20 protein-coding genes and 1 pseudogene are annotated in these 20,091 nt (G+C 71.5%); 9 read left to right on the top strand and 12 right to left on the bottom strand.

Annotated features, from left to right (window positions below; all coding sequences use genetic code 11):
- Positions 1-197: 197 nt before the first annotated feature.
- From glgC to ACZ4Z2_RS08315, 3 genes are all read right to left on the bottom strand, one after another.
- Positions 198-1,418: a glucose-1-phosphate adenylyltransferase gene (glgC, locus tag ACZ4Z2_RS08325; protein ID WP_055712986.1), complete on the bottom strand. Its 1,221-nt coding sequence runs from the start codon at positions 1,416-1,418 to the stop codon at positions 198-200.
- A 47-nt stretch (positions 1,419-1,465) separates the two neighbouring features.
- Positions 1,466-2,617, bottom strand: a complete 1,152-nt coding sequence (gene glgA / locus ACZ4Z2_RS08320; protein WP_468073637.1) for a glycogen synthase — start codon at positions 2,615-2,617, stop codon at positions 1,466-1,468.
- Between the two features lie 78 nt (positions 2,618-2,695).
- Positions 2,696-3,445: a (2Fe-2S)-binding protein gene (locus tag ACZ4Z2_RS08315; RefSeq protein ID WP_468073635.1), complete on the bottom strand. Its 750-nt coding sequence runs from the start codon at positions 3,443-3,445 to the stop codon at positions 2,696-2,698.
- A 228-nt stretch (positions 3,446-3,673) separates the two neighbouring features.
- Here ACZ4Z2_RS08315 and ACZ4Z2_RS08310 point away from each other — a divergent pair, with 228 nt between their 5' ends.
- Positions 3,674-4,819 carry a DMT family transporter gene (locus tag ACZ4Z2_RS08310; RefSeq protein WP_468073633.1) on the top strand — a complete coding sequence of 382 codons (1,146 nt, stop codon included), beginning with the start codon at positions 3,674-3,676 and terminating at the stop codon, positions 4,817-4,819.
- Positions 4,820-4,897: 78 nt separating this feature from the next.
- Here ACZ4Z2_RS08310 and ACZ4Z2_RS08305 read toward each other — a convergent pair whose 3' ends face one another.
- The gene (locus tag ACZ4Z2_RS08305) at positions 4,898-6,028 is read right to left on the bottom strand and encodes a transglycosylase family protein (protein ID WP_468073631.1); all 1,131 of its coding nucleotides are present in this window, start codon (positions 6,026-6,028) and stop codon (positions 4,898-4,900) included.
- 427 nt (positions 6,029-6,455) lie between these two features.
- Between ACZ4Z2_RS08305 and gndA the strand changes: the two genes are divergently transcribed.
- Complete coding sequence (gene gndA, locus ACZ4Z2_RS08300) at positions 6,456-7,895, top strand: NADP-dependent phosphogluconate dehydrogenase (protein ID WP_468073629.1); 1,440 nt, start codon at positions 6,456-6,458, stop codon at positions 7,893-7,895.
- 716 nt (positions 7,896-8,611) lie between these two features.
- Here the strand turns inward: gndA and ACZ4Z2_RS08295 are convergent.
- From ACZ4Z2_RS08295 to ACZ4Z2_RS08280, 4 genes are all read right to left on the bottom strand, one after another.
- A complete protein-coding gene (locus ACZ4Z2_RS08295) occupies positions 8,612-9,268 on the bottom strand; it encodes an aspartate/glutamate racemase family protein (protein ID WP_468073767.1) in 657 nt (218 codons plus the stop codon).
- Positions 9,269-9,276: 8 nt separating this feature from the next.
- The gene (locus ACZ4Z2_RS08290) at positions 9,277-9,621 is read right to left on the bottom strand and encodes a GNAT family N-acetyltransferase (RefSeq protein ID WP_468073627.1); all 345 of its coding nucleotides are present in this window, start codon (positions 9,619-9,621) and stop codon (positions 9,277-9,279) included.
- A 47-nt stretch (positions 9,622-9,668) separates the two neighbouring features.
- A complete protein-coding gene (gene panD / locus ACZ4Z2_RS08285) occupies positions 9,669-10,088 on the bottom strand; it encodes an aspartate 1-decarboxylase (protein ID WP_468073625.1) in 420 nt (139 codons plus the stop codon).
- A 148-nt stretch (positions 10,089-10,236) separates the two neighbouring features.
- On the bottom strand, positions 10,237-10,500 hold the full coding sequence (locus tag ACZ4Z2_RS08280; protein ID WP_468073623.1) for a hypothetical protein: 264 nt from the start codon (positions 10,498-10,500) through the stop codon (positions 10,237-10,239).
- Positions 10,501-10,587: 87 nt separating this feature from the next.
- Between ACZ4Z2_RS08280 and ACZ4Z2_RS08275 the strand changes: the two genes are divergently transcribed.
- The 5 genes from ACZ4Z2_RS08275 (at position 10,588) to ACZ4Z2_RS08255 (ending at position 14,749) form a co-directional block, all read left to right on the top strand.
- Positions 10,588-12,123, top strand: coding sequence for a RecQ family ATP-dependent DNA helicase (locus ACZ4Z2_RS08275; protein WP_468073765.1), 1,536 nt, complete (start codon positions 10,588-10,590; stop codon positions 12,121-12,123).
- Positions 12,124-12,310: 187 nt separating this feature from the next.
- Complete coding sequence (locus tag ACZ4Z2_RS08270; RefSeq protein WP_468073621.1) at positions 12,311-12,985, top strand: hemerythrin domain-containing protein; 675 nt, start codon at positions 12,311-12,313, stop codon at positions 12,983-12,985.
- An 82-nt stretch (positions 12,986-13,067) separates the two neighbouring features.
- Entirely contained in the window at positions 13,068-13,319 is a 252-nt protein-coding gene (locus tag ACZ4Z2_RS08265) for a hypothetical protein (protein ID WP_468073619.1), read from the top strand.
- Between the two features lie 105 nt (positions 13,320-13,424).
- Positions 13,425-13,916 carry a DUF2243 domain-containing protein gene (locus ACZ4Z2_RS08260; protein WP_468073617.1) on the top strand — a complete coding sequence of 164 codons (492 nt, stop codon included), beginning with the start codon at positions 13,425-13,427 and terminating at the stop codon, positions 13,914-13,916.
- Positions 13,913-14,749, top strand: coding sequence for a cytochrome c oxidase assembly protein (locus ACZ4Z2_RS08255; RefSeq protein WP_468073615.1), 837 nt, complete (start codon positions 13,913-13,915; stop codon positions 14,747-14,749). Before ACZ4Z2_RS08260 ends, ACZ4Z2_RS08255 begins: the two co-directional genes overlap by 4 nt.
- A gap of 46 nt (positions 14,750-14,795) precedes the next feature.
- On the opposite strand, the gene ACZ4Z2_RS08250 is transcribed toward ACZ4Z2_RS08255, so the two are convergent.
- Positions 14,796-15,479 (bottom strand): four-helix bundle copper-binding protein, encoded by a 684-nt coding sequence (locus ACZ4Z2_RS08250; protein ID WP_468073613.1) that lies wholly within the window; start codon positions 15,477-15,479, stop codon positions 14,796-14,798.
- Between the two features lie 349 nt (positions 15,480-15,828).
- Between ACZ4Z2_RS08250 and ACZ4Z2_RS08245 the strand changes: the two genes are divergently transcribed.
- Positions 15,829-16,353, top strand: coding sequence for a hypothetical protein (locus ACZ4Z2_RS08245; protein WP_468073611.1), 525 nt, complete (start codon positions 15,829-15,831; stop codon positions 16,351-16,353).
- A 102-nt stretch (positions 16,354-16,455) separates the two neighbouring features.
- Here ACZ4Z2_RS08245 and ACZ4Z2_RS08240 read toward each other — a convergent pair whose 3' ends face one another.
- From ACZ4Z2_RS08240 to ACZ4Z2_RS08230, 3 genes and pseudogenes are all read right to left on the bottom strand, one after another.
- Positions 16,456-16,713 carry a hypothetical protein gene (locus ACZ4Z2_RS08240; RefSeq protein ID WP_468073609.1) on the bottom strand — a complete coding sequence of 86 codons (258 nt, stop codon included), beginning with the start codon at positions 16,711-16,713 and terminating at the stop codon, positions 16,456-16,458.
- Positions 16,714-16,835: 122 nt separating this feature from the next.
- Positions 16,836-17,732: a phosphotransferase gene (locus ACZ4Z2_RS08235; protein ID WP_468073607.1), complete on the bottom strand. Its 897-nt coding sequence runs from the start codon at positions 17,730-17,732 to the stop codon at positions 16,836-16,838.
- A gap of 130 nt (positions 17,733-17,862) precedes the next feature.
- Positions 17,863-18,765: pseudogene (locus ACZ4Z2_RS08230) on the bottom strand (non-reducing end alpha-L-arabinofuranosidase family hydrolase); the annotation flags it as partial.
- A 660-nt stretch (positions 18,766-19,425) separates the two neighbouring features.
- Here ACZ4Z2_RS08230 and ACZ4Z2_RS08225 point away from each other — a divergent pair.
- A complete protein-coding gene (locus ACZ4Z2_RS08225; protein WP_468073605.1) occupies positions 19,426-20,085 on the top strand; it encodes a GNAT family N-acetyltransferase in 660 nt (219 codons plus the stop codon).
- Positions 20,086-20,091: the final 6 nt, after the last annotated feature.

Genomic DNA, 20,091 nt, shown 5'->3' with positions numbered 1-20,091 from the left:
CCGATTACGGTCAAGTACGATCGGGCTACGCTCAGTTAACAGCAGATTAAGTCCCACCTCCTGGGGAGAGGCGGGACTATGGGGATATCTGCGCTCACTCGGGGGCCATCTCAACCCACCCGGCCCAGCGCGGCGTGTCGAACCGCACAGCCACTCGACGCGCACCTGTGCAGGGCGCGACACCTCCTACGGCACGCCTACGACACCTGCTGGCCCTTGCCGAGGGCGATCACCCCGCCCTTGGAGACCGTGTACAGCTCGGCGTCACGCTCCGGGTTGACGCCGATGGTGGCGCCCGGGGGCACCTGGACGTTCTTGTCGAGGACGGCACCCCGGACGACCGCGCCCCGGCCGATGTGGACGTTGTCGTGCAGCACCGACCCCTGGACCACGGCGCCCGGGTCGACGACCACGCCCGGCGACAGCACGGACCGGGTCACCTGGCCCCGGATCAGGCAGCCCGCACTGATGATCGACTCGCTGGCCATGCCGCCCGCGTTGAAGCGGGCCGGGGAGAGCTGGCCGGAGCTGGTGTAGATGGGCCAGCTGCGGTTGAACAGGTTGAACGCGGGGCGCTCGGCGATGAGGTCCATATGGGCGTCGTAGTAGGCGTCGAGGGTGCCGACGTCCCGCCAGTAGCCGCGGTCGCGGTTGGTCTCGCCGGGCACGTGGTTGGCGCTGAAGTCGTACAGCTGCGCCTCGCCCCGCTCGGTGAGCTGCGGCAGGATCGAGCCGCCCATGTCGTGGACGGAGTTCTCGTCCTCGGCGTCCCGCTGGAGCGCCTCCACCAGGGCCTTGGTGGTGAAGATGTAGTTGCCCATCGAGGCGAACACGCACTCGGGGTCGTCGACCAGGCCGGGCGGGTCGGCGGGCTTCTCCAGGAAGCGCTCCACGGACCGGCCGTCGGAGCCGGGGGTGATCACACCGAAGGAGGAGGACTCGGTGCGGGGCACCCGTATCCCGGCGACGGTCACCCCCGCGCCGCCCTCGATGTGCTGGGCCAGCATCTGCCGCGGGTCCATGCGGTAGACGTGGTCGGCGCCGAAGACGGCGACGTACTCGGGCTGTTCGTCGTGCACGAGGTTCAGCGACTGCAGCAGCGCGTCGGCGCTGCCCAGGTACCAGCGCGGGCCGAGCCGCTGCTGGGCGGGGACCGGGGTGACGTAGTTGCCGAGCAGGCTCGACATCCGCCAGGTGGTGGTGATGTGCCGGTCGAGGGAGTGTGATTTGTACTGGGTCAGGACGCAGATCCGCAGGATGTCCGCGTTCACGAGATTGGAGAGTACGAAGTCCACGAGACGGTACGTCCCGCCGAAGGTCACCGCCGGTTTCGCGCGGTCGGCGGTCAGAGGCATCAGCCTCTTGCCCTCGCCGCCCGCCAGTACGATTCCCAGCACCGAAGGTCCACCGCGCCGCATGCCGCCGCCCCTCTACGCCCGGTTGTGCCGTGCTCTGTCCTGTGCGTCTACCCCTGTTTGAGGATTTCCTCGTACAGGTGGACCGTCCGCCGGGCCACCGCGTCCCAGCCGAACTCCCGTACCGCGCGCTCCCGTCCGGCCTCACCCATACGGGCGGCGGTCGCGGGGTCGGCGAGGACCGAGTCGAGGGCGCGGGCCAGCTGAGCTTCGAAGTCGTCCCCGGTGGACACGAGGAGGCCGGTGACGCCGTCCTCCACGACCTCCGGGATGCCGCCCACCCGTGACGCGACCACCGCCGTCCCGCAGGCCATGGCCTCCAGGTTGACGATACCGAGCGGTTCGTACACCGAGGGGCAGACGAACACGGCGGCGTGGGTGAGGAGTTGGATCACCTCCGGGCGCGGCAGCATCTGCGGGATCCAGTGCAGGCCCTCGCGGACGCGGCTCAGCTCCTCGAAGAGGTCGCGGAACTCCCGGTCGATCTCCGGGGTGTCCGGGGCGCCGGCGCACAGCACGACCTGGACGTCCGGGTCGATGTCCCGGACCGCCCGCAGCAGATGGGGCACACCCTTCTGGCGGGTGATGCGGCCGACGAACAGGACGTAGGGGCGGGCCCGGTCGAGGCCGACGCGGTCGAGCACGTCCGTGGCGTGGTCCGGCCGGTAGAGGGCGGTGTCGATGCCGTTGTGCACGACCCGCACCTTGGCCGGGTCCAGGGCCGGGTAGCAGCCGAGGATGTCGTCGCGCATGGCGCCGGACACCGCGATCACCGCGTCGGCGGACTCGATCGCCGTGCGCTCGGCCCAGCTGGAGAGGGCGTAACCGCCGCCCAGCTGTTCGGCCTTCCAGGGGCGCAGCGGCTCCAGCGAGTGGGCGGTCATCACGTGCGGGATGCCGTGCAGCAGCTTGCCGAAGTGGCCGGCGAGGTTGGCGTACCAGGTGTGCGAGTGGACGAGTTCGCGGCCTTGGAGGCCGGCGGCGATGGACAGGTCGACGGAGAACGTGCGCAGCGCGTCGTTGGCGCCGTCCAGCGCCGACCAGGGGCGGTGACGTATGACGCCGCCCGCGGCGCCCTCGCCCCAGCAGTGCACGTCGAGGTCGACGAGGGATCTCAACTCCCGTGCGAGGAACTCGACGTGGACCCCCGCGCCGCCGTAGACGTCGGGCGGATACTCCCGGGTCAGCAGGCCGACTCGCACCCGGAACCCCCTGTCTCACATGACTCGTTCCCACATGGTCACCTACACGGGGCGGTTGGGGAAGACCGCGATCTCCGCCTAGCCGCGGCCGCTCGGGGTGCCCGGCGGGCGGGTCCGGGCCGGTGGCCGGTCGAAGCAGCAGTCGCCGCACAGTCCGCCGCCGGGCAGCCGGTAGTAGAGGCAGCAGCTGCGGCGGCGGTCGGTGGCGGGGTCGAGGGTGCCGGCGAGAGCGGGGTGGGCGAGCTGCCCGGCGGCCAGCCGCCGGGCCCGGACGGCCACCTCCGCGCGTCCGTTCACGACGGCCCAGCGGTCGATCTGCCGCACCGCGCCCATGAGCGCGGCGGCCGCGTTGCCCCACAGCAGACGAGGGGAAACGGGCAGCTGGGAGCAGAGGGCCGCCGCCAGCGGGACCAGATGCGCCTCCCGTACGACCTCGCCGATCCGGTCGGCGGGCAGCATCCGTACGCCGGCCGGCCACAGCTCGTCGGGGGCGCTCGCGCCGGGGTCCCAGCGCAACAACCGCGGGTCGAGATCGGGGACGCGGTCATGGAGGGCGGCGGCGCCGAGCGCGACCGACCACAGCCGGGCGGCCAGGCCGAGGTGCATGAGGGAGGCGGCGACGCGCGGCTCGGAGGCCCGGACGCTGTCCGCGACCTTTCGGACACGGAAAATTACGGGATTCGCGTAAACCTCCTCACTCACATCGGCATCCCGTGCCGCGTACGCCTCCGCGAGCGTGGGCAGGGGGCCTCCCGGTGGTTCCCCCGTGCGTAGTACGAAGAAGCCGCCGAGGGCCGAGAGGTCCGTGAGGTCGGGGGCGTGATCCACGGAGTCGAGTAGTACCAGGGGCCACCGGCGCGTTCGGCGGGAGGGGTGCACCCCGTGTCGCCCCTCCTGAGGATGACGGGCGACGAGTCGTACTCCATCGGCAGTACGACTCAATGAGTGCTCAGGTACGACGACGCGAACGCGTTCGCGAGGCATCGTGGTCACCATGAAAGCCGACCGTTCGCAGCGGCGGGCCGAGCGCCCCCGCCCCTCGCCGAGGAGCCGCACATGAGCGCCCTCGCGTTGTCCGTGCTGCTGTCGTTCGTCTCCGCCGTGGCGTACGCGGGCGGTGCGATCGTGCAGGAGCGTGTCGCGGTGTCCTCCCCCGGCCGTACCTACGCGCCGCTGCGCCGCCCGGGCTGGTGGGCCGCCGTCGGACTGAACGGTCTCGGCGGGCTGCTGCACGTGGTTGCCCTGGCGTACGGCCCGCTCAGCCTGGTGCAGCCGCTGGGCGCGTTGACCATCGTCTTCGCCCTGCCCATGGCGGCGCTCTTCGTGGGCCGCAGGGCCGGGGCGACGGCCTGGCGGGGCGCGATCATGGCGACGGTGGGTCTCGCGGGCCTGCTCTCCCTCGTCGGCGCGGCCGACACGCAGTCCCTGGGCACCGCCGACCGCGTGCTGGTGGCCATGGTCAGCGCGGGTGCGGTGGCGGCGCTGACGACGGCGGCCCACGCGGCGCACCGGCATCCCGCGATCCGCAGCATCCTGCTGGCGGTGGCGTCCGGCGTGGCGTTCGGCATGGCCTCGGTGTTCACGAAGACGGTCGCCGTCGACTGGACGGACGGCGTCGCCCCCGCCGACCTGCCGACCCTCGCGGCCATCGGCGTCTTCGCCACGGCCGGTCTGCTGCTGTCCCAGGCCGCCTACCGCGGCGGCGGTCTCGCGGCCCCGCTCGCCACCCTGACCGTCGTGAACCCGGTGGTGGCGGCGGCCGTCGGTATCACGATGTTCGGCGAGACGTTCCGCTACGGCACCACGGGCACCCTCCTCGCGCTGGGCTGCGGGGTCGTCGCGGCGGGCGGTCTGATCCTGCTCACCACCGAGCGGCTCCATGACGAGACGCGGCCCGAGCGGGTCAGGGGCGAGGGCGCGGACGACGCGTCCACGGCCGCCGACCGGGAGGCTGCCCTCGCCGTGGAGCGGCTGCTCGCGGGGCTTCCCTCGCGGTCCGCCGGGGTGCCGTCGGCGGCCGACGCCTCGCTCGGCCTCGACCAGCGGGTGCTCGTACCGGCTCCGTTCCGCGGGAGCGGCGGCTCCGGGAGCGGCGGCTCCGGGGGCGAGGGTCCGGCCGGGCTGGACCTGGGGCCGTTCCACGGCGAGCTGTATGTGCCGCGGCCGCACGCCGACCGCCATCGGGACCACGTGGGGACGTGAGCGGGAGGCCGGCATCAGGACCACGTGGAGACGTGAGCGGGAGGCCCGGAGCGGGCCTCCCGCCGGTACGTCGGCGCGTCAGAGACGCACCCCTCCCGCCCGCAGATAGGCGATCGGGTCGACGTCACTGCCGAAACCGGGCCCCGTCCGCACCTCGAAGTGCAGATGCGGGCCCGAACTGTTGCCCGTGGACCCCGACCGGCCGATGCGCTGGCCCGCGCTCACACCCTGCCCGGCCTTCACGGAGATCGCCGACAGGTGCGCGTACTGCGTGTACCGGCCGTCGGCGTGGCGGATCACCACCTGGTAGCCGAAGGAGCCGCCCCAGCCCGCCGTGACGACCTGGCCGGACGCCACGGACTTCACGGTGCTGCCGGTCGGCACGGGGAAGTCGACACCCGTGTGGTAGCCCTTCGACCAGGAGGACCCGGAGGCGCGGTACGGGGTGCCGAGCGAGGCGTTCACGGGAGCGACCAGGGACCCGGACTGCTGCCGGTGGTCGGTCCGCTGCTCCCGCTTCTGCTCCTTCTTCTCCTCCTTCTTGGGCTGTTCCTTCTTGGACTGCTCTTTCTTGTGGTCCTTCTTGTGTTCCTTCTTCGGGGCGGCCGAGGTCAGGCTGAGCCGCTGGCCCGGGAGGATGCGGTCCGGGTCGGAGCCGATGATCCCGCGGTTGGCGTTGTAGAGCCCGCGCCAACCGCCCTTGACCTCCTCGGACTCGGCGATCTCGGAGAGCGTGTCGCCCCGGACGACCGTGTACATCTCGACCTTGCCCGCCTGGGACTGGGGCGTGGTCTGCGGTTTGACGTCCTCGATGGTGCGCGGCGCGTCGCCGCCGCGGGTGAGGCCCGCGCGGACCGAGCAGTGGGGCCAGGCGCGGGGGCCCTGGCCGTCCAGCACCTTCTCGGCGATCGCGATCTGCTGTTCCTTGGTCGCCAGGTCGGCGCGCGCGGCGTAGGCCCTTCCGCCGTACGCCTCCCACGTCGACTGACTGAACTGGAGGCCGCCGTAGTAGCCGTTGCCGGTGTTGATGTCCCAGTCACCGGTGGACTCGCAGGCCGCGACCTTCTCCCAGGTGTCCACGTCGGCCGCCTCGGCGACTCCCGTGCCGATCAGCGGGAGTGCGATGCCGGCGCCGCCGGCTGTGACCGTGAGTGAAGCACGGTTGATTCTGTTCGGCTGGTACCGGCGGTGCCGGCCGCGTACGGCCATGGAGTAGCCCCCCTCGCCTCTGCCACGAAGCCGCAAAAGTAAGCGCCACGAACCGGCCATGACAAGACGAAAATCCAGCCGCACGCACCCCGTGCGTGGCGTGGAAACGACCTGTCCCGGCGCGTAAGTACCCGTGTCCGGCGCACGCGTGAGCGAGTGCGGCGCGTGAAAGGCGCCGGTTGCGCGGTCCATTGAGGCAGGTGGGGCCCTTTCCGCGTACTGAAGCACGACGTGCCGCGCGGCGCGCACGGAGCCGCCACACGTCAGGATGACCGGAAGGGCAATACTGGCGAGCACTGACGGCAGCACCGATATGAGGACCTACCGGCACCACTTGTCCATCACGACGTGAGCACCACGACTTCAGCATCACGACTCGACCGATTCACCGGCACCACTGATTCCAGGATCCATAGGAGCCAACCGCATGAGCACTTCAGCCCAGATCGGCGTCACCGGCCTCGCGGTCATGGGGAGCAACCTCGCCCGCAACTTCGCCCGCAACGGCTACACGGTCGCCGTCCACAACCGCACCGCGGCGCGGACGCACGCGCTGGTGGAGGAGCACGGGCACGAGGGCGACTTCATCGCGGCCGAGACCGCCAAGGACTTCGTCCAGGCTCTGGAACGCCCCCGGCGCCTGGTGGTGATGGTGAAGGCCGGCGGTCCCACGGACGCGGTGATCGAGGAGTTCGCGCCGCTGCTGGAGCCGGGCGACATGATCATCGACGGGGGCAACGCGCACTTCGCCGACACCCGCCGTCGCGAGGCCGCGCTGCGCGAGCAGGGCATCCTCTTCGTCGGCGCGGGCATCTCCGGCGGTGAGGAGGGCGCGCTCAACGGACCCAGCATCATGCCGGGCGGCCCGGCCGAGTCGTACGACTCCCTGGGCCCGATGCTGGAGAAGATCTCCGCGAAGGCCGCCGACGGGGCGCCGTGCGTCACGCACGTCGGTCCGGACGGTGCCGGGCACTTCGTGAAGATGGTCCACAACGGCATCGAGTACGCCGACATGCAGCTGATCGGCGAGGCGTACCAGCTGCTGCGCGACGTGGCCGGCTACTCCCCCGCGCAGATCGCGGAGATCTTCCGCACCTGGAACACCGGGCGCCTCGACTCGTATCTGATCGAGATCACCGCCGAGGTGCTGGCGCACGTGGACGCGGCGACCGGCAAGCCGTTCGTGGACGTGGTCGTCGACCAGGCCGAGCAGAAGGGCACGGGCCGCTGGACCGTACAGATCGCGCTGGACCTGGGGGTGCCGGTCTCCGGGATCGCCGAGGCCGTCTTCGCGCGCTCGCTGTCGGGGCACGCCACGCTGCGGGACGCCTCGCGGACGCTGGCGGGTCCGAAGGCGGCGCCGCTCGGCGAGGCCGAGGCGGGTGCGTTCGCCGACCGTGTCGAGCAGGCGCTGTACGCCTCCAAGATCGTGTCGTACACGCAGGGCTTCCACGAGATCGACGCGGCCCGCGCCGAGTACGACTGGGACATCGACCTCGGCAAGGTCGCCTCCATCTGGCGCGGCGGCTGCATCATCCGCGCGGCCTTCCTCGACCGTATCCGCGCGGCGTACGACGCCCGGCCGGACCTGCCGAGCCTGCTGTCCGACGAGACGTTCGCGCAGGAGATCGCCGCGGCGCAGGACGACTGGCGCGAGGTGATCGTGGCCGCGACCCGGCAGGGCGTACCGACGCCGGGCTTCGCGGCGGCGCTCGCGTACTACGACGCCCTGCGCGCGGAGCGGCTGCCCGCGGCGCTCACGCAGGGCCAGCGGGACTTCTTCGGCGCGCACACGTACCGGAGGGTGGACCGCGAGGGCTCGTTCCACACGCTGTGGGGCGGCGACCGGTCCGAGGTCGAGGCGTAGGCATCGACCGAAGCGGGGCCGACGGGGAGGGGGGACTGACCGCCGGGGCCCTTCGGCGGGCCGGTCGGCCGTGGCCGGGCTGCGGGGCGGCTTGACGAGGCCGGTCGATCGCGGCCAGCCGGCGGAAGGACTTGGCGAGGCCGGTCGGTCGCCGGCTGGTCGCGGGACGGCCTGACGGGGCCCGTCGGTCGTGGCCAGCCGGCGGAAGGGCTTGGCGAGGCCGGTCGGTCGCCGGCTGGTCGCGGGACGGCCTGACGGGGCCCGTCGGTCGTGGCCGGGCAGCGGGAGGGCTTGGCGGGCCGGTCGGTCGTGGGTGGTCGTCCCCGGCGTTCGTGGGCCGTGATGTGTCGTTCGGCGAACTCCCCCGCGGTGGACGTGCAGTGGCCCGGCGTGAAGAGGTTCACGCCGGGCCACTTGTCGTTCGATTGCCCATCGGCCCCGTCAGGACAGGGGCTTGGGCGTCGGTTCGCCCGGGATCGGGTCAGGGCCCGGGGGTTGGGGAACGGGGTCCGGCTCCGGCGTCGGGGCGGGCTCCGGTGGCGGGACCGGGTCGGGGTAGGGGTTGGGGGCCGGGACGGGTTCGGGGCGGTCGGGGCCGGGGCCCGGCGTGGGGCCGGGCCGCACGGGGTCCGGTTCTGGGTGGGTCATCGTGTCCTCCAGCCAGTGGGTGTCGGCCATGGACTTGTCCCACGGGTACCCCGGCACCCCACGGACAGTCACCCGCTCGGCCGGACCGCCGCCGTTCCAGGTCCGGTCGGCCGCACCACCGCCGCTCCCGCCGCCAGCCCCGGTCGAGGGCTGGACAGGACGGGGATCGGGGTCGTGGTCCACTGCCCGGCGGGCGTCATGGACGCCTGGGCCAGGACGATCGCGTCGGCGTCGGTGACCTCGTCGGCGGCCGCGGCGATCGCGCGGGCGTAGCCCTCGGTGTCGCCGGCCTCGAACAACGCCCAGGCACCGTCGAGGAGAAGGGTGCGGATCTCCACCGGTCCCGTGGCCTCCTCCTCGATCAGGGCCACCGTGGGAGCGAGGGTGCTGCGCACGGTGGCGAGGACGACGATCCGTGGCCCCGCGGCCACGGCGGCGGCCGCCATCGGACGGTCCACCCGCAGCACGGGCACGCCGACATCGGCCGCCTCGGCGACGGCGCCGATGCTGGAGCAGGTGCACAGCACGGCCGCGGCGCCCCCGGCGACGGCCTCGTCGAGCAGGGTCCGCACATCGCCGGCGACCGACGCGGGGCCGTCGGCAGACGCGCGGGCCAGCAGCTCCTCGGCGACGAAGTGCCGTAGTTCCAGGCCGGGGTGGGCCTCGTCGCGGAGGGCGTCGAAGACGGGGATGTGGAGGGGGGAGGTGTGCAGCAGGGCGAGCACACCGCCCATCAGAACCCCTCCGGGTGGGCGACGAGCCAGTCCTTGGCGGCCCGCAGGAGCTCGGGCGCGGCCGCCGGGGCCTCGTCGGGGTGCCGCTCCGCCCACTTCACGACGTACGGGCACAGCGGCGCGACGACGATGCCCTCGCGTTCCGCCGTGCCGTACAGCCACCGCGCCAGCGAACCGGCGATCCCCTGGCCCTCGTACGCGGGCTCGACGATCGTGTGGACCGGGACGAGGGCGCGCTGTGGGGCCTCCAGCACGAAGTACTGGATGTGCCCGGCCAGTTCGTCCCCGGCGAATGCCTCCAGGCGGCCGCCGGCCCGGTCGTCGCGGATGTCGATGTCGCTCATGCGGTTCTCCTCGCGTGCGGTCGGCGTCGGCGCGGCCGCGAGCGTGGTCAGACCGTGAGGGCCTGCGGGCTGCGCCGCTGGTCCGAGCCCGGCACCGGCTCGGACGGGTCCGCGCCGAGGGCCACGATCCGGTTGTCACCGTCCACGTGCACCACCCTGGGCTTCATCGTCCGGGCTTCGGCGTCGGAGACCTGAGCGTAGCTGATGATGATCACCAGGTCTCCGGGATGCACGAGGTGGGCGGCGGCACCGTTGATGCCGATGACTCCGGAACCGCGCTCACCCTCGATGACGTACGTCTCGAGCCGGGACCCGTTGGTGATGTCCACGATGTGCACGAGCTCGCCGGGCAGCAGATCGGCGGCGTCGAGCAGATCGGCGTCGATGGTCACGGACCCGACGTAGTGCAGGTCGGCCTGGGTGACGGTCGCTCTGTGGATCTTGGACTTGAACATGGTGCGCAGCATGTTGAACTCCTGGAAGACGGCTCCCTGCCTGCTTTGTGCAGGTCAAGGGCGGTCTTCACTGTACAGGGGCACGCTCCGGACTCGAAGGGTGTGAGGGAACTCATGTCGGCCCGCAGGGGAGCCAGGGACCGCCTTCGGTGGACTGCGGTCAGCCGCCCGGCCGGATCACCGCCCGTACGCAGCCGTCGTTCTTGTCCTTGAACATCTCGTACGCCCGCGGCGCCTCGTCCAGGGGCACGGTACGGGTCGCCAGGTGCGCCGTGCTCAGCTCTCCGGCCGCCAGCCGGTCCAACAGCATCGGGATGTAGCGCTGGCCGTGCTGCTGGGCGCCCCGCACGGTCAGGCCCTTGTTGATCACCGCGCCCAGCGGGAACTTGTCGACCCCGCCGGCGAAGACGCCGAGGACGAACACCGTGCCGCCCTTGAGGCAGGCGTGGATGGCCTGCCGTACGGCGGTGGGGCGGTCCGTCTGCTGGAGGGCCGCGACGTGCTGGTTGTCATGCCCACCGGTTCGGGCAAGTCGGCGATCTATCAGGTGCCGACCGTCCTGCTGGGTGGTCCCACCGTCGTGGTGTCGCCGCTCATCGCCCTGCAGCGCGACCAGGTCGCCGGCCTGCGGGAGAGCGCGGCACCGGACGCCGTGGCCGTGAACTCCGCACAGCCCCGGTCGGCCACCGAGACAGGTTGGCGGGCGATCCAGGACGGTGATGCCGAATACCTGTTCCTCTCCCCCGAGCAGCTGACCAAGGACAGTGTCGTGGAACAGCTTCGGGAACTGGGCCCCTCGCTGTTCGTGGTGGACGAGGCCCACTGCGTTTCCGCCTGGGGACACGACTTCCGTCCCGACTACCTGAACCTGGGCGAGGCCGCCGAACGGCTGGGCCGCCCGCCGGTACTCGCTCTGACGGCGACGGCCGCGGCCCCGGTCCGCGCGGACATCGCCGAGCACCTGCACATGCGCGACGCCCACGTCGTGACGACCGGGATCGACCGGCCCACGATCCATCTGGCGGTGCGCACCTTCACCGACGACCCGTCCAAACGCGAGGCCGCCGCCCGCTGGACGGCCCGGGCCCGCGCCCCGGGCATCCTCTACACCGCCACCCGCAAGGACGCCGAGGCGTACGCGGAACGGCTTCGGCAGGACGGCGTCGACGCCGAGGCGTACCACGCGGGTATGAAGGCAGCCGACCGCCGCCGGATCCACGACGGCTTCATGTCCGGCGCTCCCGCCGTGGTGGTGGCCACCTCCGCGTTCGGGATGGGCATCGACAAGCCGGACGTACGGTTCGTCGCCCACACGTCCGTCCCGGAGTCCCTGGACTCCTACTACCAGGAGATCGGACGCGCCGGCCGGGACGGGGAACCGGCCGACGCGGTGCTGTTCTACCGGCCGGAGGACCTGGGACTGCAGAAGTTCCTCACGGCCCGGGCCCTGGACGCCGACGCACTGCGGAAAATCATGACCGCACTGCTCGACGAGGACGCCCCGCTGAGCCGCAGCCGGACCGCGCAGCTGTGCGGTCTGTCGCGCCGGAAGGCCGGCGATCTGCTGAACCTGCTGGAAGAGGCGAGAGCGGTGGCGGTCGAGGGCAGGCGCCGCGCGGTCCGGGCGGTCCCCGGGCGCACGGCGGACGAGGCCGCGGCAGAGGCGGCGCAGGTGTTCGATCGGCGACGGCGCGTCGACCGCTCGCGCATCGAGATGATGCGCGGCTACGCCGAGACGCCGACCTGCCGCCGCCAGTACCTTCTGGGTTACTTCGGCGAGCAGCTCGACGAACGGTGCGGACGGTGCGACGGTTGTGACCGCGAGGACGAGCACCCCGCCACCGGAGCCGGGCACCGGGACGCCGCTCGCCCGCCCGGCCACAGCGGGCCCTACGAGACGAACGAGCGGGTTCGTCACGCGGAGTGGGGGGCGGGCACGGTGATGCACACGGAGGAGGACCGTCTCGTCGTGCTGTTCGAGCAGGTCGGCTACAAGACGCTGTCCTTGACAGCGGTGCAGGAGGGCGACCTGCTGACCGGCGTCTGATGCCGCCCGGCGACCGGACCCGGCCGAGCCGCGGGCGGGAACATCACATGCGGCGCGCCGAGCCGCGGGCGGGAACATCACATGCGGTGCGCCGCGCCGGAGCGGGGTACTCGCCCACGGACACTGCCGGCAGCGGCTGGGGGGACGGGCGCTGCGGCCGGTCCTGTTCTGCGCGGAGGAGAGACCCATGCCCGAGACGATCAGAGAGCAGACGGTCGAGCGACTGGGCGGCCTGGGGAGTGTGCTGGCCCGGCAACGCCGGGATCATGCCGAGATGGACAGGTTGATGGACCGCTATCCGACCCTGTCGGACGGCGAGGACCGCGAACGAGTCCTGCGGGAGACCGTCCGGCTGGTCTTCAGCCATGCCTTCGCGGAGGAGACCGTGCTGTGGCCGGCCGTCCGGCGTTCGACCGAGGGCGGGCACGAGCTGACCTCGCGGGTCGAGGAGGAACACCAGCAGATCAACGATCTCGTCGCCGACATCGAACGCCTGAATCCCGGTTCTCCCGAGCGGGAGGAGAAGGTACGACAAGTCTTCGCACTGATACGGCAGGACATCCGCGACGAGGAGGACCTCGTGCTGCCCCGGCTGCAGCAAGCGATGCCCGCCCCGCAGCTGCGCCGGCTCGGCGTGGCCTGGGACACGGTGCGGCGCAGCGCACCCACCCACCCCCACCCCGTCATCCCGCGGCGCCCGCCCGGCAACGCGGTCCTGGGCGTCCCCCTCGGTCTGTACGACCGGATGCGCGACGCCTTCGGACTGAGCACGTCCCTGGCCGCCGCCAAGAAGGTGTTCACCGGGCTCGCCGGGATCCTGGTGCTGGTCGCGGCCGTCGCTGCGCGCCGCACACGACGGTGAACCAACCGGATGCGGCGCCGAGTGCCGAGGGCACGGAGAACCGGCCGTCGGCGTCGGCACGCATCTTCTGATCGGAGGCAGCATGTCCGTGTGGTCATGGGTCCGCGAACACCTGGGGGGTGGCACGACCGAACCCTCCATGGAGGTCCGTTCCGGTCGGTCGCAGGACACGGGCGGCAAGCCGGACACCGAGGCGCCGGACCGGCACAGTACGACGGGCACGACGCCCAACGACGTCTTCGTGGGCCGGGCCGCGGGCGACGACCCCGGCTACCTGGAGACAGGCGCCGAAAAGCGCGCCGAACCGGACACCGCAGAGGGCGACGAGACCTGACCGGACTCCGGCTCCGGCTCCGACGGGACCGAGCACGGGCGGCGTTCCTCTGCGCCCTGTACCCAGGAGGCAGGCACGTCGTCGTCGAGGCAGGAAGGAAGAGCCATGAGCGACTCCGTCCGGTCGGACACCGTACCGGGCAACGGATCCGCACCCCGCACGTCCATGGCCGTCTGCGCGCTGATGGGTGCGGCGGTCATGGCGTCGGTCGACGAGATCGTCTTCCACCAGGTCCTGGGGTGGCACCACTTCTACGACCGCTCCACCTCCAGCATGGGTCTGCTGTCCGACGGGTTGCTGCACACCGCCGAACTGCTGGCTCTGGTCGCGGGGTTCTTCCTCTACGCCGATCTGCGCCGCCGCGGGGCCCTGGCGCCGGCCCACGCGTGGGCGGGCTTCTTCCTCGGGCTGGGTGGCTTCCAGCTGTTCGACGGGATCGTGGATCACAAACTGCTGCGTCTGCACCAGATCCGGTACGGGGTGGATCTCACTGCTTACGACTGGGCGTGGAACACCGCCGGTCTGGTCCTGTTGCTCATCGGCGGGATCCTGGCCCTGCGTGCGGCCCGCCGCAGCGGGGCCGGGCCGGCGTCGTGACACTCACGCACGTCCACCCCGGCGCGGCCACCGGACCCGGGACGGGACAGTTGCTCACCGCCGTGGCCGCGCTGCTGGTGGCGGTGGCGTATCTGCTGGCCGCGGGGCGTCTGCGGCGCCGCGGGGATGCCTGGCCCCGCTGGCGGGACGTGTCGTTCACCGCCGGGGGCATCGGTACCGCATGGGCGTCGGGGGGAGCGGTGGGGGGCGGGGCGTTCACCGGGCACATGATCCAGCACCTCCTCGTGGGCATGGCCGCCCCGCTGCTGTTCGTCATGGCCCGTCCCCTCACCCTCGCCCTGCGAGCCCTCGGGCCCGGCCCGGCACGACCACGGCTGCGGGCCCTCGCGCGGTCCCGTCCCGTGGGCTGGCTGGTCTTCCCGCCGCTGGCGGCCCTGCTGGACGTCGGCGGCCTCTGGCTGCTGTACCGGACGGAACTGTTCGCAGTCATGCGGCACGAGCCGTTGCTGCACGGCGTGGTGCACGCGCACATGCTGGCGGCAGGGCTCGTCTTCACCTTCGCCGTGTGCCAGCTCGATCCTGTGCGCCGTCGCTGGAGCGTTGCCGTGCGCGGTACCACGTTGCTGGCCGCCGGCGCCGGGCACGCGGTGCTCGCCAAGAGCCTGTACGCGGTGCCGCCGCCCGGCACCGACTTCGCTCCCGCCGACGTGCACAACGGGGCGCAATGGATGTACTACGGCGGCGACATGGCGGAGGCGGCCCTGGCTGTGGTGCTGGGGGTGGGCTGGTACACGGCCGCCGGGCGTGCCCGCGCCCGTCGCACCAGCCGCGCGGTTCCCCAGCAGGGCCTTGACGTGTCAAGGCCCTGCTGACGCCGGTCCGTCCGGCTCACCCGTCCGCGTGCCAGTTGTCCGCGCTTCAAGATCCGCGCTTCCCGCTGATCGCCTCGATGAGGTCCTCCTTGCGCATGTCGTGAACACCGCTGAGGCCCCTGTCGCGGGCCATGTCGCGCAGTTCGTCCATGTTCATCTCGCGGAGTTGCTCCTCGGAGACCTCCTGGGACGCCTCGGATGTCTCCGATGGTTCAGGCGTTTCTGATGCTTCAGCTGCCTCCGTCTCGCCCCCCATGGAGGCTCCGGCAGGTGTCGTCGCGCTGGGCGGTGACGTGGGGTACCCCTCGCCGGCGTCACTCGAGCCCATCTGCTCGGCCAGCCGGCCAAGCAGCTGTTCGGTCTCGCGGCACTCCTTCGCGGACAGCTCGAAGTACGGGGTTCCCTTGAACTCCTCGGCAGCGTCCGCGCTCGCGCGCAGGACGGTGCGGGTCGCCTCGATGATCGCCATCGTCGTCGGCGCGTCGTAGCCCGTCTGGCGGGCCAGGATCCGGGCCGCGACCGTACACAGGTCGGCGCAGTCGTTGTCCAGGCGCACGCACTTGATGGACATCACTATCTTTTCCGGGTCCTGCTCGGCGGCGGCCGCGTCGGCGCAGGTGAGGCAGACACCGGCGCACTCGTACAGCTTGTCGACCGCTTCGGCCAGCATCTTGGGCGGCATCCCGGTCTCGGCGGGGTAGGCGTCGAGCAGCTTCTCGACCAAGGACATGGCATCCTCCGCATTGATGGGTGGGATCCGGTGGGGTCATGTTCATGTGGGTCCACGGGATCCGACGAGGTCGAAAATATCCGTTTCGCGCAATTCGCGCCCCGGGTACCCGCACTTGTGTCCGCCACCCACTCCGATGCTGTGCATGGGGCCGCAGATCTCGCCGAGACTGTGCGCGGTCCGTGTACCGGCCGGGGCGGCGAGGGAGACACAGGGACACGTGGTCGGGACGGCCGGGGCGATCGGCGTAGCCGGGACGGCCGGGGCGCCCCCCGCGCGCCGGCGCCCACGGGCGCCTGCCGCCGCGCGGCCGGTGGGTGAGGACGCTCGCACCGGGTACTCGCCACGCATGATCAAGCGCGCACTGTGGCAGGGGTTGCTCGCCGGTACCGCCGGAGGCGTCGCGATGACCCTGGGCGAGAAGATCGAGCAGGCCGTGACCGGTCGGCCCGACTCCCACGTGCCCGCACGGGTCCTGGGGCGACTGACCGGCCTGCCAGAACGCCCCGGCCCGCAGCCGCTGCCCGCCAACTGGGGCATGCACTTCGGCCAGGCCGCCCTCCTCGGGGTGCTCCGGTCGGTCATGGCCCAGGCCGGACTGCGCGGACCGGTCGCCTCCGCCAAGTTCGCCGTCGTCCGCCTCACCAACGACCAGATTCTGGAGAACGCGACCGGCGTCGGCGCCCCGCCGCAGACCTGGCCCCGCAAGGAACTCGTCGTGGACCTGCTGCACAAAGCCGTCTACGCCTTCGCCACGGGCGCTGTCGCCGACGCCCTGGCCGCCCGCGGCGGCCCGGGCCCCGGACAGCGCCACGCCGCCACCCGCCCTGGCCGCCACGCTCATGTCGGGCCCCTGCCGCGCGGGCACGCCTAATGGGCGTGATTCCGGCGGTCCGCACCGAACGGCACGCGTCGTCACCGAACGCCGCGTCGGCGACGTCAGCCAGGGCGTCCGGGGGAAATGCCTCGCCGGGGCTCAGGGAAGGTAGTAGGTCTGCCGCAGGAACGCGGCCATGTCCCGCAGGGCCTGGGTATAGCCCGCCTTGTAGCCCGCGTCCGTGTCGGTACGCCGGCTTTCGGCCTCTGCCCACTGGTCGAGGTGGAGGGCGATGTGGAGGTGGTTGCGGTAGAGCGCGCCGTGTGCGCCGTCAAGAGCCGCTCGTGTGCGCTCCTCGTCCCAGTCCTCCAGCTCGCCGGTATCGAAATCCAGCAGTTCCTCGTCAGACCGATGCACGGTTCTCTCCCTAGCTTCCTCTCTTCCTTCATTGCCCTCAGGCCGAGGAGGAGCAGCCCGGCGGCCCCTGCCGGGTACCCGTCATCGGTTCAGGGGTGAGGCGGAACCGGGAAGAGCGTGCCTCAAACGCCCTTCAGAACACGATCGAGCGCCGCCCGGCCCGCAGGTCCCCAGTGGGGCTTGCCGCCGGGGAGGCCCCGTTCCCCGTTCTGGCCCATGAGCATCAGGAACAGGCTCTTCATGGCAGCCAGCCCGCGGGCGCGCCGGATCGCCGCCTCGTCCGCGTGCGCGTACGTGTCGAAGAACCGTGAGGCCGTGCCCGCGGGCAGCAGCACCCATGCGGCGGCGAGGTCCCACGCCGGGTCGCCGGCGGACAGGGCACCGAAGTCGACGATGCCCGAGAGCGTTCCGCCCGCGACGACGACGTTGGCGGGATGGAGGTCGCCGTGCACCCACACCGGCGGGCCCTCCCACTCGTCGGCCGCGACGGCGGCGTCCCAGACGGCCCGGACGTCGGCCGCGATGTCATCGGGGACAACGGCGCTGAAGAAGTGCTCGAAGCCGCCCGTGCAGCTCCTGGGATGGGCTCCGAAGTCCGTGGAGACCGGCGCCTCGGCGGGCGCCTCCACGTGGAGCGCCCGGAGGAAGCCCGCCAGCGTGTCGGCCGCGTGGACGCCGCGGCTGATCGAGCCCTGGTCCAGAGGCTCGCCGGGAACCCACGTCATCACGGTCCAGTGCTTGGGAAAGGGCGGGGACGGTTCACCGAACCGCACCGGGACCGGCACGGGGAGCGGCAGGCGCGGGGCCAGCACCGGCAGCCACCGCCGTTCCTTGAGCTGGAGCTCCGGAGTGGGATCCATGCGCTGCATGCGCACCGCCAACTCGTCTCCGAGGCGCCACATCTGATTGCCCCAGCCGCCCGCCACCTCCCGGACGGCCAGCCCCGCAAGATCTGGATGCTGCTCACGCAGCAGAGCGCGAACCAGGTCCGCGGTGATCTCGATCTCTGTGTCGGTCATGCGAAGTGACAGTACTGAGGCGGCAGGCACCACCGTCCGGCAGCCGCCGCCCCGCACGCAGGGGTGCCTGACGTGGACGTGGAGATCCCCGTCAGGCACCCGTTCACCGATGCCTCCCGGACGGGAGGGGTCAGCGCTGCAGGGTGAGGAGGCCCGGGCGGTAGGGCAGCTGGTTGTAGGGGCCGCCCGCCGACGGGGACTTGCCCTGGTAGAGGAACTGGAGGTTGCAGGGGTCGACGGTCATGGTCTGGTCGGGGTTGTTGCGGACCAGGTCGCCGTGGCTGATGTCGTTGGTCCAGGTGGCACCGCTGTTGGCCTTGCCGGCGAAGGGCCGGCTCTCGCTGGCGGCCTGCGGGGTCCACGAACCGTTCAGGCTGGAGGCGGTGAAGGAGCGGAAGTAGCGTCCGCCCGCGCCCATGGCCTCGACGATCATCAGGTACTGGTTCTGGTCCTTGAGCTTGTAGACCTGGGGCGCCTCGAACAGGTTGGCCTTCGTGTCGCTCATGATCGTCGTGTACGAGGAGCCGAAGTTGCCCGGGAAGTTCCCGAGCGGCATGCTCGCCCGGTAGATCTTGCCGTTGTCCCCGGCGAAGAACAGGTACATGTTCTGGCCGTCGGCGATCAGGGTCTGGTCGATCGGGCCGGTGTCGGAGCCGGAGATGCTCCCGGTGAACAGCGGCTTCGGCGCGGACCAGCCGTTGGGGTTGGTCGGGTCGCTGGACGTGCGGTAGATGAAGGGCCACTGACCCCACTGGTAGGCCAGGACCCAGACGTTCTTGGGCGCGAAGTAGAAAAGCGTGGGCGCCACCGTGGACTGGCTCATGCCGTTCTGGCGGGCCGACCCCATGTCCGACCAGTTGGTGAAGGGGCTGAACATCATCGAGCCCCAGCCCGATCCCGAGTAGTTCGTCCCGTAGACCAGGTGCCTGCCGTTGTACGTCACGTTGGTGAAGTCCTTCAGCGAGGCCCACCCGTTCTGCGGCTGCGCCAGGGGACCGGTCGACGTCCAGCGGTAGGTCGACGGGAGGGAGCAGGCGCTGGTGGCCGCCTGGGCCGGGTTGGCGACGAGCGACCCCGCCGAGATCAGCGCCGCGGTCGCGGCGGCCAGCACGGCGGACAGACGTTTGCGGCTGAAGCTTCCTGTGCGCATGACGACCTCTTGATTCTTGAGTGAGCGGCTCCCGGCCGACCCCGCCGGGGGACGGCTGGACTGGTGAGGGTCGTGCCCGGTGACGGTCCCGCATCGGCCGTCGCCGCCGGGCTGACGAGTGCATGACACACACATGAGCGACGTACTCCCTGCGTCTCGAACCATTTCGGTGGGCACGATCCCGGGTCTGTTCCGCCTCGCGAGCGGAACGGCCCGACTTGCGCATGAACAGCCCGACTTTGTGCGTGATTTCGAACAAGCATCGAAGTGTCGACCGCTTCGGATCATAAGGAGCCTGTGAGCGGCGTCAATACCTCTCGCAAGATTCGTTGCGGACATCGAAATGTTTCGACGAGGGGTGCGTGCGGCGACCCGCCAGTGGGACCGACGTTGCGATTCAGCGAAAGCCGTGGTGGAACGGCCCCTGTCGGGCTCCCGAGCGCCCCGCTCGCCGACGCCGAGAGGTGCATCGGCAGGCGAGGAGCTGGCGCCCTTCTTCGCCGATCGCCCGGGCGGACGGGCGTACGGGCGTACGGTCGAGCCATGGAGACGGCAGCGGGCGACACGACGGCGGACGAAGCGGCGACACCCGGTACGACGGCGGACGAAGCAGTGGCACACGGTACGACGGCCCACGACGCGGCGGCACCCGGTACGGCGGGGACCGTCGTGTACCGGTTGGCGCGGCCGGACGACGACGAGGCCCTGGCCGGGCTGGACGGGTCGTTCACCACGGACTCGGTGTTCCAGGTGACCGCGACCGGCGAGGGGTTCACCGTCCGTCAGACGCCGGCGGACCCTCCCCTCCGCAAGGTCTTCCCGGTCGAGGACGACGACGCGGAGGACGCCGTTCCCGGGCCGTGCCGGACGGTGGTCGCCTGCGACGGAGACGGGGGCGGGGTGCTCGGGTTCGTGGAGGCGTCCTTCGACACGTGGAACCGTCGGCTGACCATCTGTGACATCGAGGTCGCACCGGCCTGGCGCGGCAAGGGAATCGGGCGAACCCTGATGCGCCACGCCTTCGACTTCGCCGAGGAGTGCGGGGCGGGACACGTGTGGCTGGAGGTCAGCAACGTCAACGCCCCCGCGATTCGCGCCTATCTCCGGCTCGGCTTCGTCTTCTGCGGCCTGGACACCTCCCTCTACGACGGTACGGAGTCGGCCGGAGAGCAGGCGCTCTTCATGGCCCGGTGGTTGCGTTGAGCGCCG

Source organism: Streptomyces sp. NPDC030183, assembly GCF_055573455.1.
The sequence above is the reverse complement of the archived record's forward strand: the minus strand, read 5'-3'. Positions and strand labels throughout refer to the sequence as shown.

Coding starts and splice junctions, on each gene's coding strand:
- ACZ4Z2_RS08290 (WP_468073627.1), bottom strand. CDS start 9,621: ATGAGCGACATCGACATCCGCGACGACCGGGCCGGCGGCCGCCTGGAG.
- ACZ4Z2_RS08310 (WP_468073633.1), top strand. CDS start 3,674: ATGAGCGCCCTCGCGTTGTCCGTGCTGCTGTCGTTCGTCTCCGCCGTG.
- ACZ4Z2_RS08250 (WP_468073613.1), bottom strand. CDS start 15,479: ATGTCCTTGGTCGAGAAGCTGCTCGACGCCTACCCCGCCGAGACCGGG.
- ACZ4Z2_RS08260 (WP_468073617.1), top strand. CDS start 13,425: ATGAGCGACTCCGTCCGGTCGGACACCGTACCGGGCAACGGATCCGCA.
- ACZ4Z2_RS08305 (WP_468073631.1), bottom strand. CDS start 6,028: ATGGCCGTACGCGGCCGGCACCGCCGGTACCAGCCGAACAGAATCAAC.
- ACZ4Z2_RS08235 (WP_468073607.1), bottom strand. CDS start 17,732: ATGACCGACACAGAGATCGAGATCACCGCGGACCTGGTTCGCGCTCTG.
- panD (WP_468073625.1), bottom strand. CDS start 10,088: ATGCTGCGCACCATGTTCAAGTCCAAGATCCACAGAGCGACCGTCACC.
- glgC (WP_055712986.1), bottom strand. CDS start 1,418: ATGCGGCGCGGTGGACCTTCGGTGCTGGGAATCGTACTGGCGGGCGGC.
- ACZ4Z2_RS08245 (WP_468073611.1), top strand. CDS start 15,829: ATGATCAAGCGCGCACTGTGGCAGGGGTTGCTCGCCGGTACCGCCGGA.
- ACZ4Z2_RS08225 (WP_468073605.1), top strand. CDS start 19,426: ATGGAGACGGCAGCGGGCGACACGACGGCGGACGAAGCGGCGACACCC.
- ACZ4Z2_RS08265 (WP_468073619.1), top strand. CDS start 13,068: ATGTCCGTGTGGTCATGGGTCCGCGAACACCTGGGGGGTGGCACGACC.
- ACZ4Z2_RS08275 (WP_468073765.1), top strand. CDS start 10,588: ATGCCCACCGGTTCGGGCAAGTCGGCGATCTATCAGGTGCCGACCGTC.
- ACZ4Z2_RS08270 (WP_468073621.1), top strand. CDS start 12,311: ATGCCCGAGACGATCAGAGAGCAGACGGTCGAGCGACTGGGCGGCCTG.
- gndA (WP_468073629.1), top strand. CDS start 6,456: ATGAGCACTTCAGCCCAGATCGGCGTCACCGGCCTCGCGGTCATGGGG.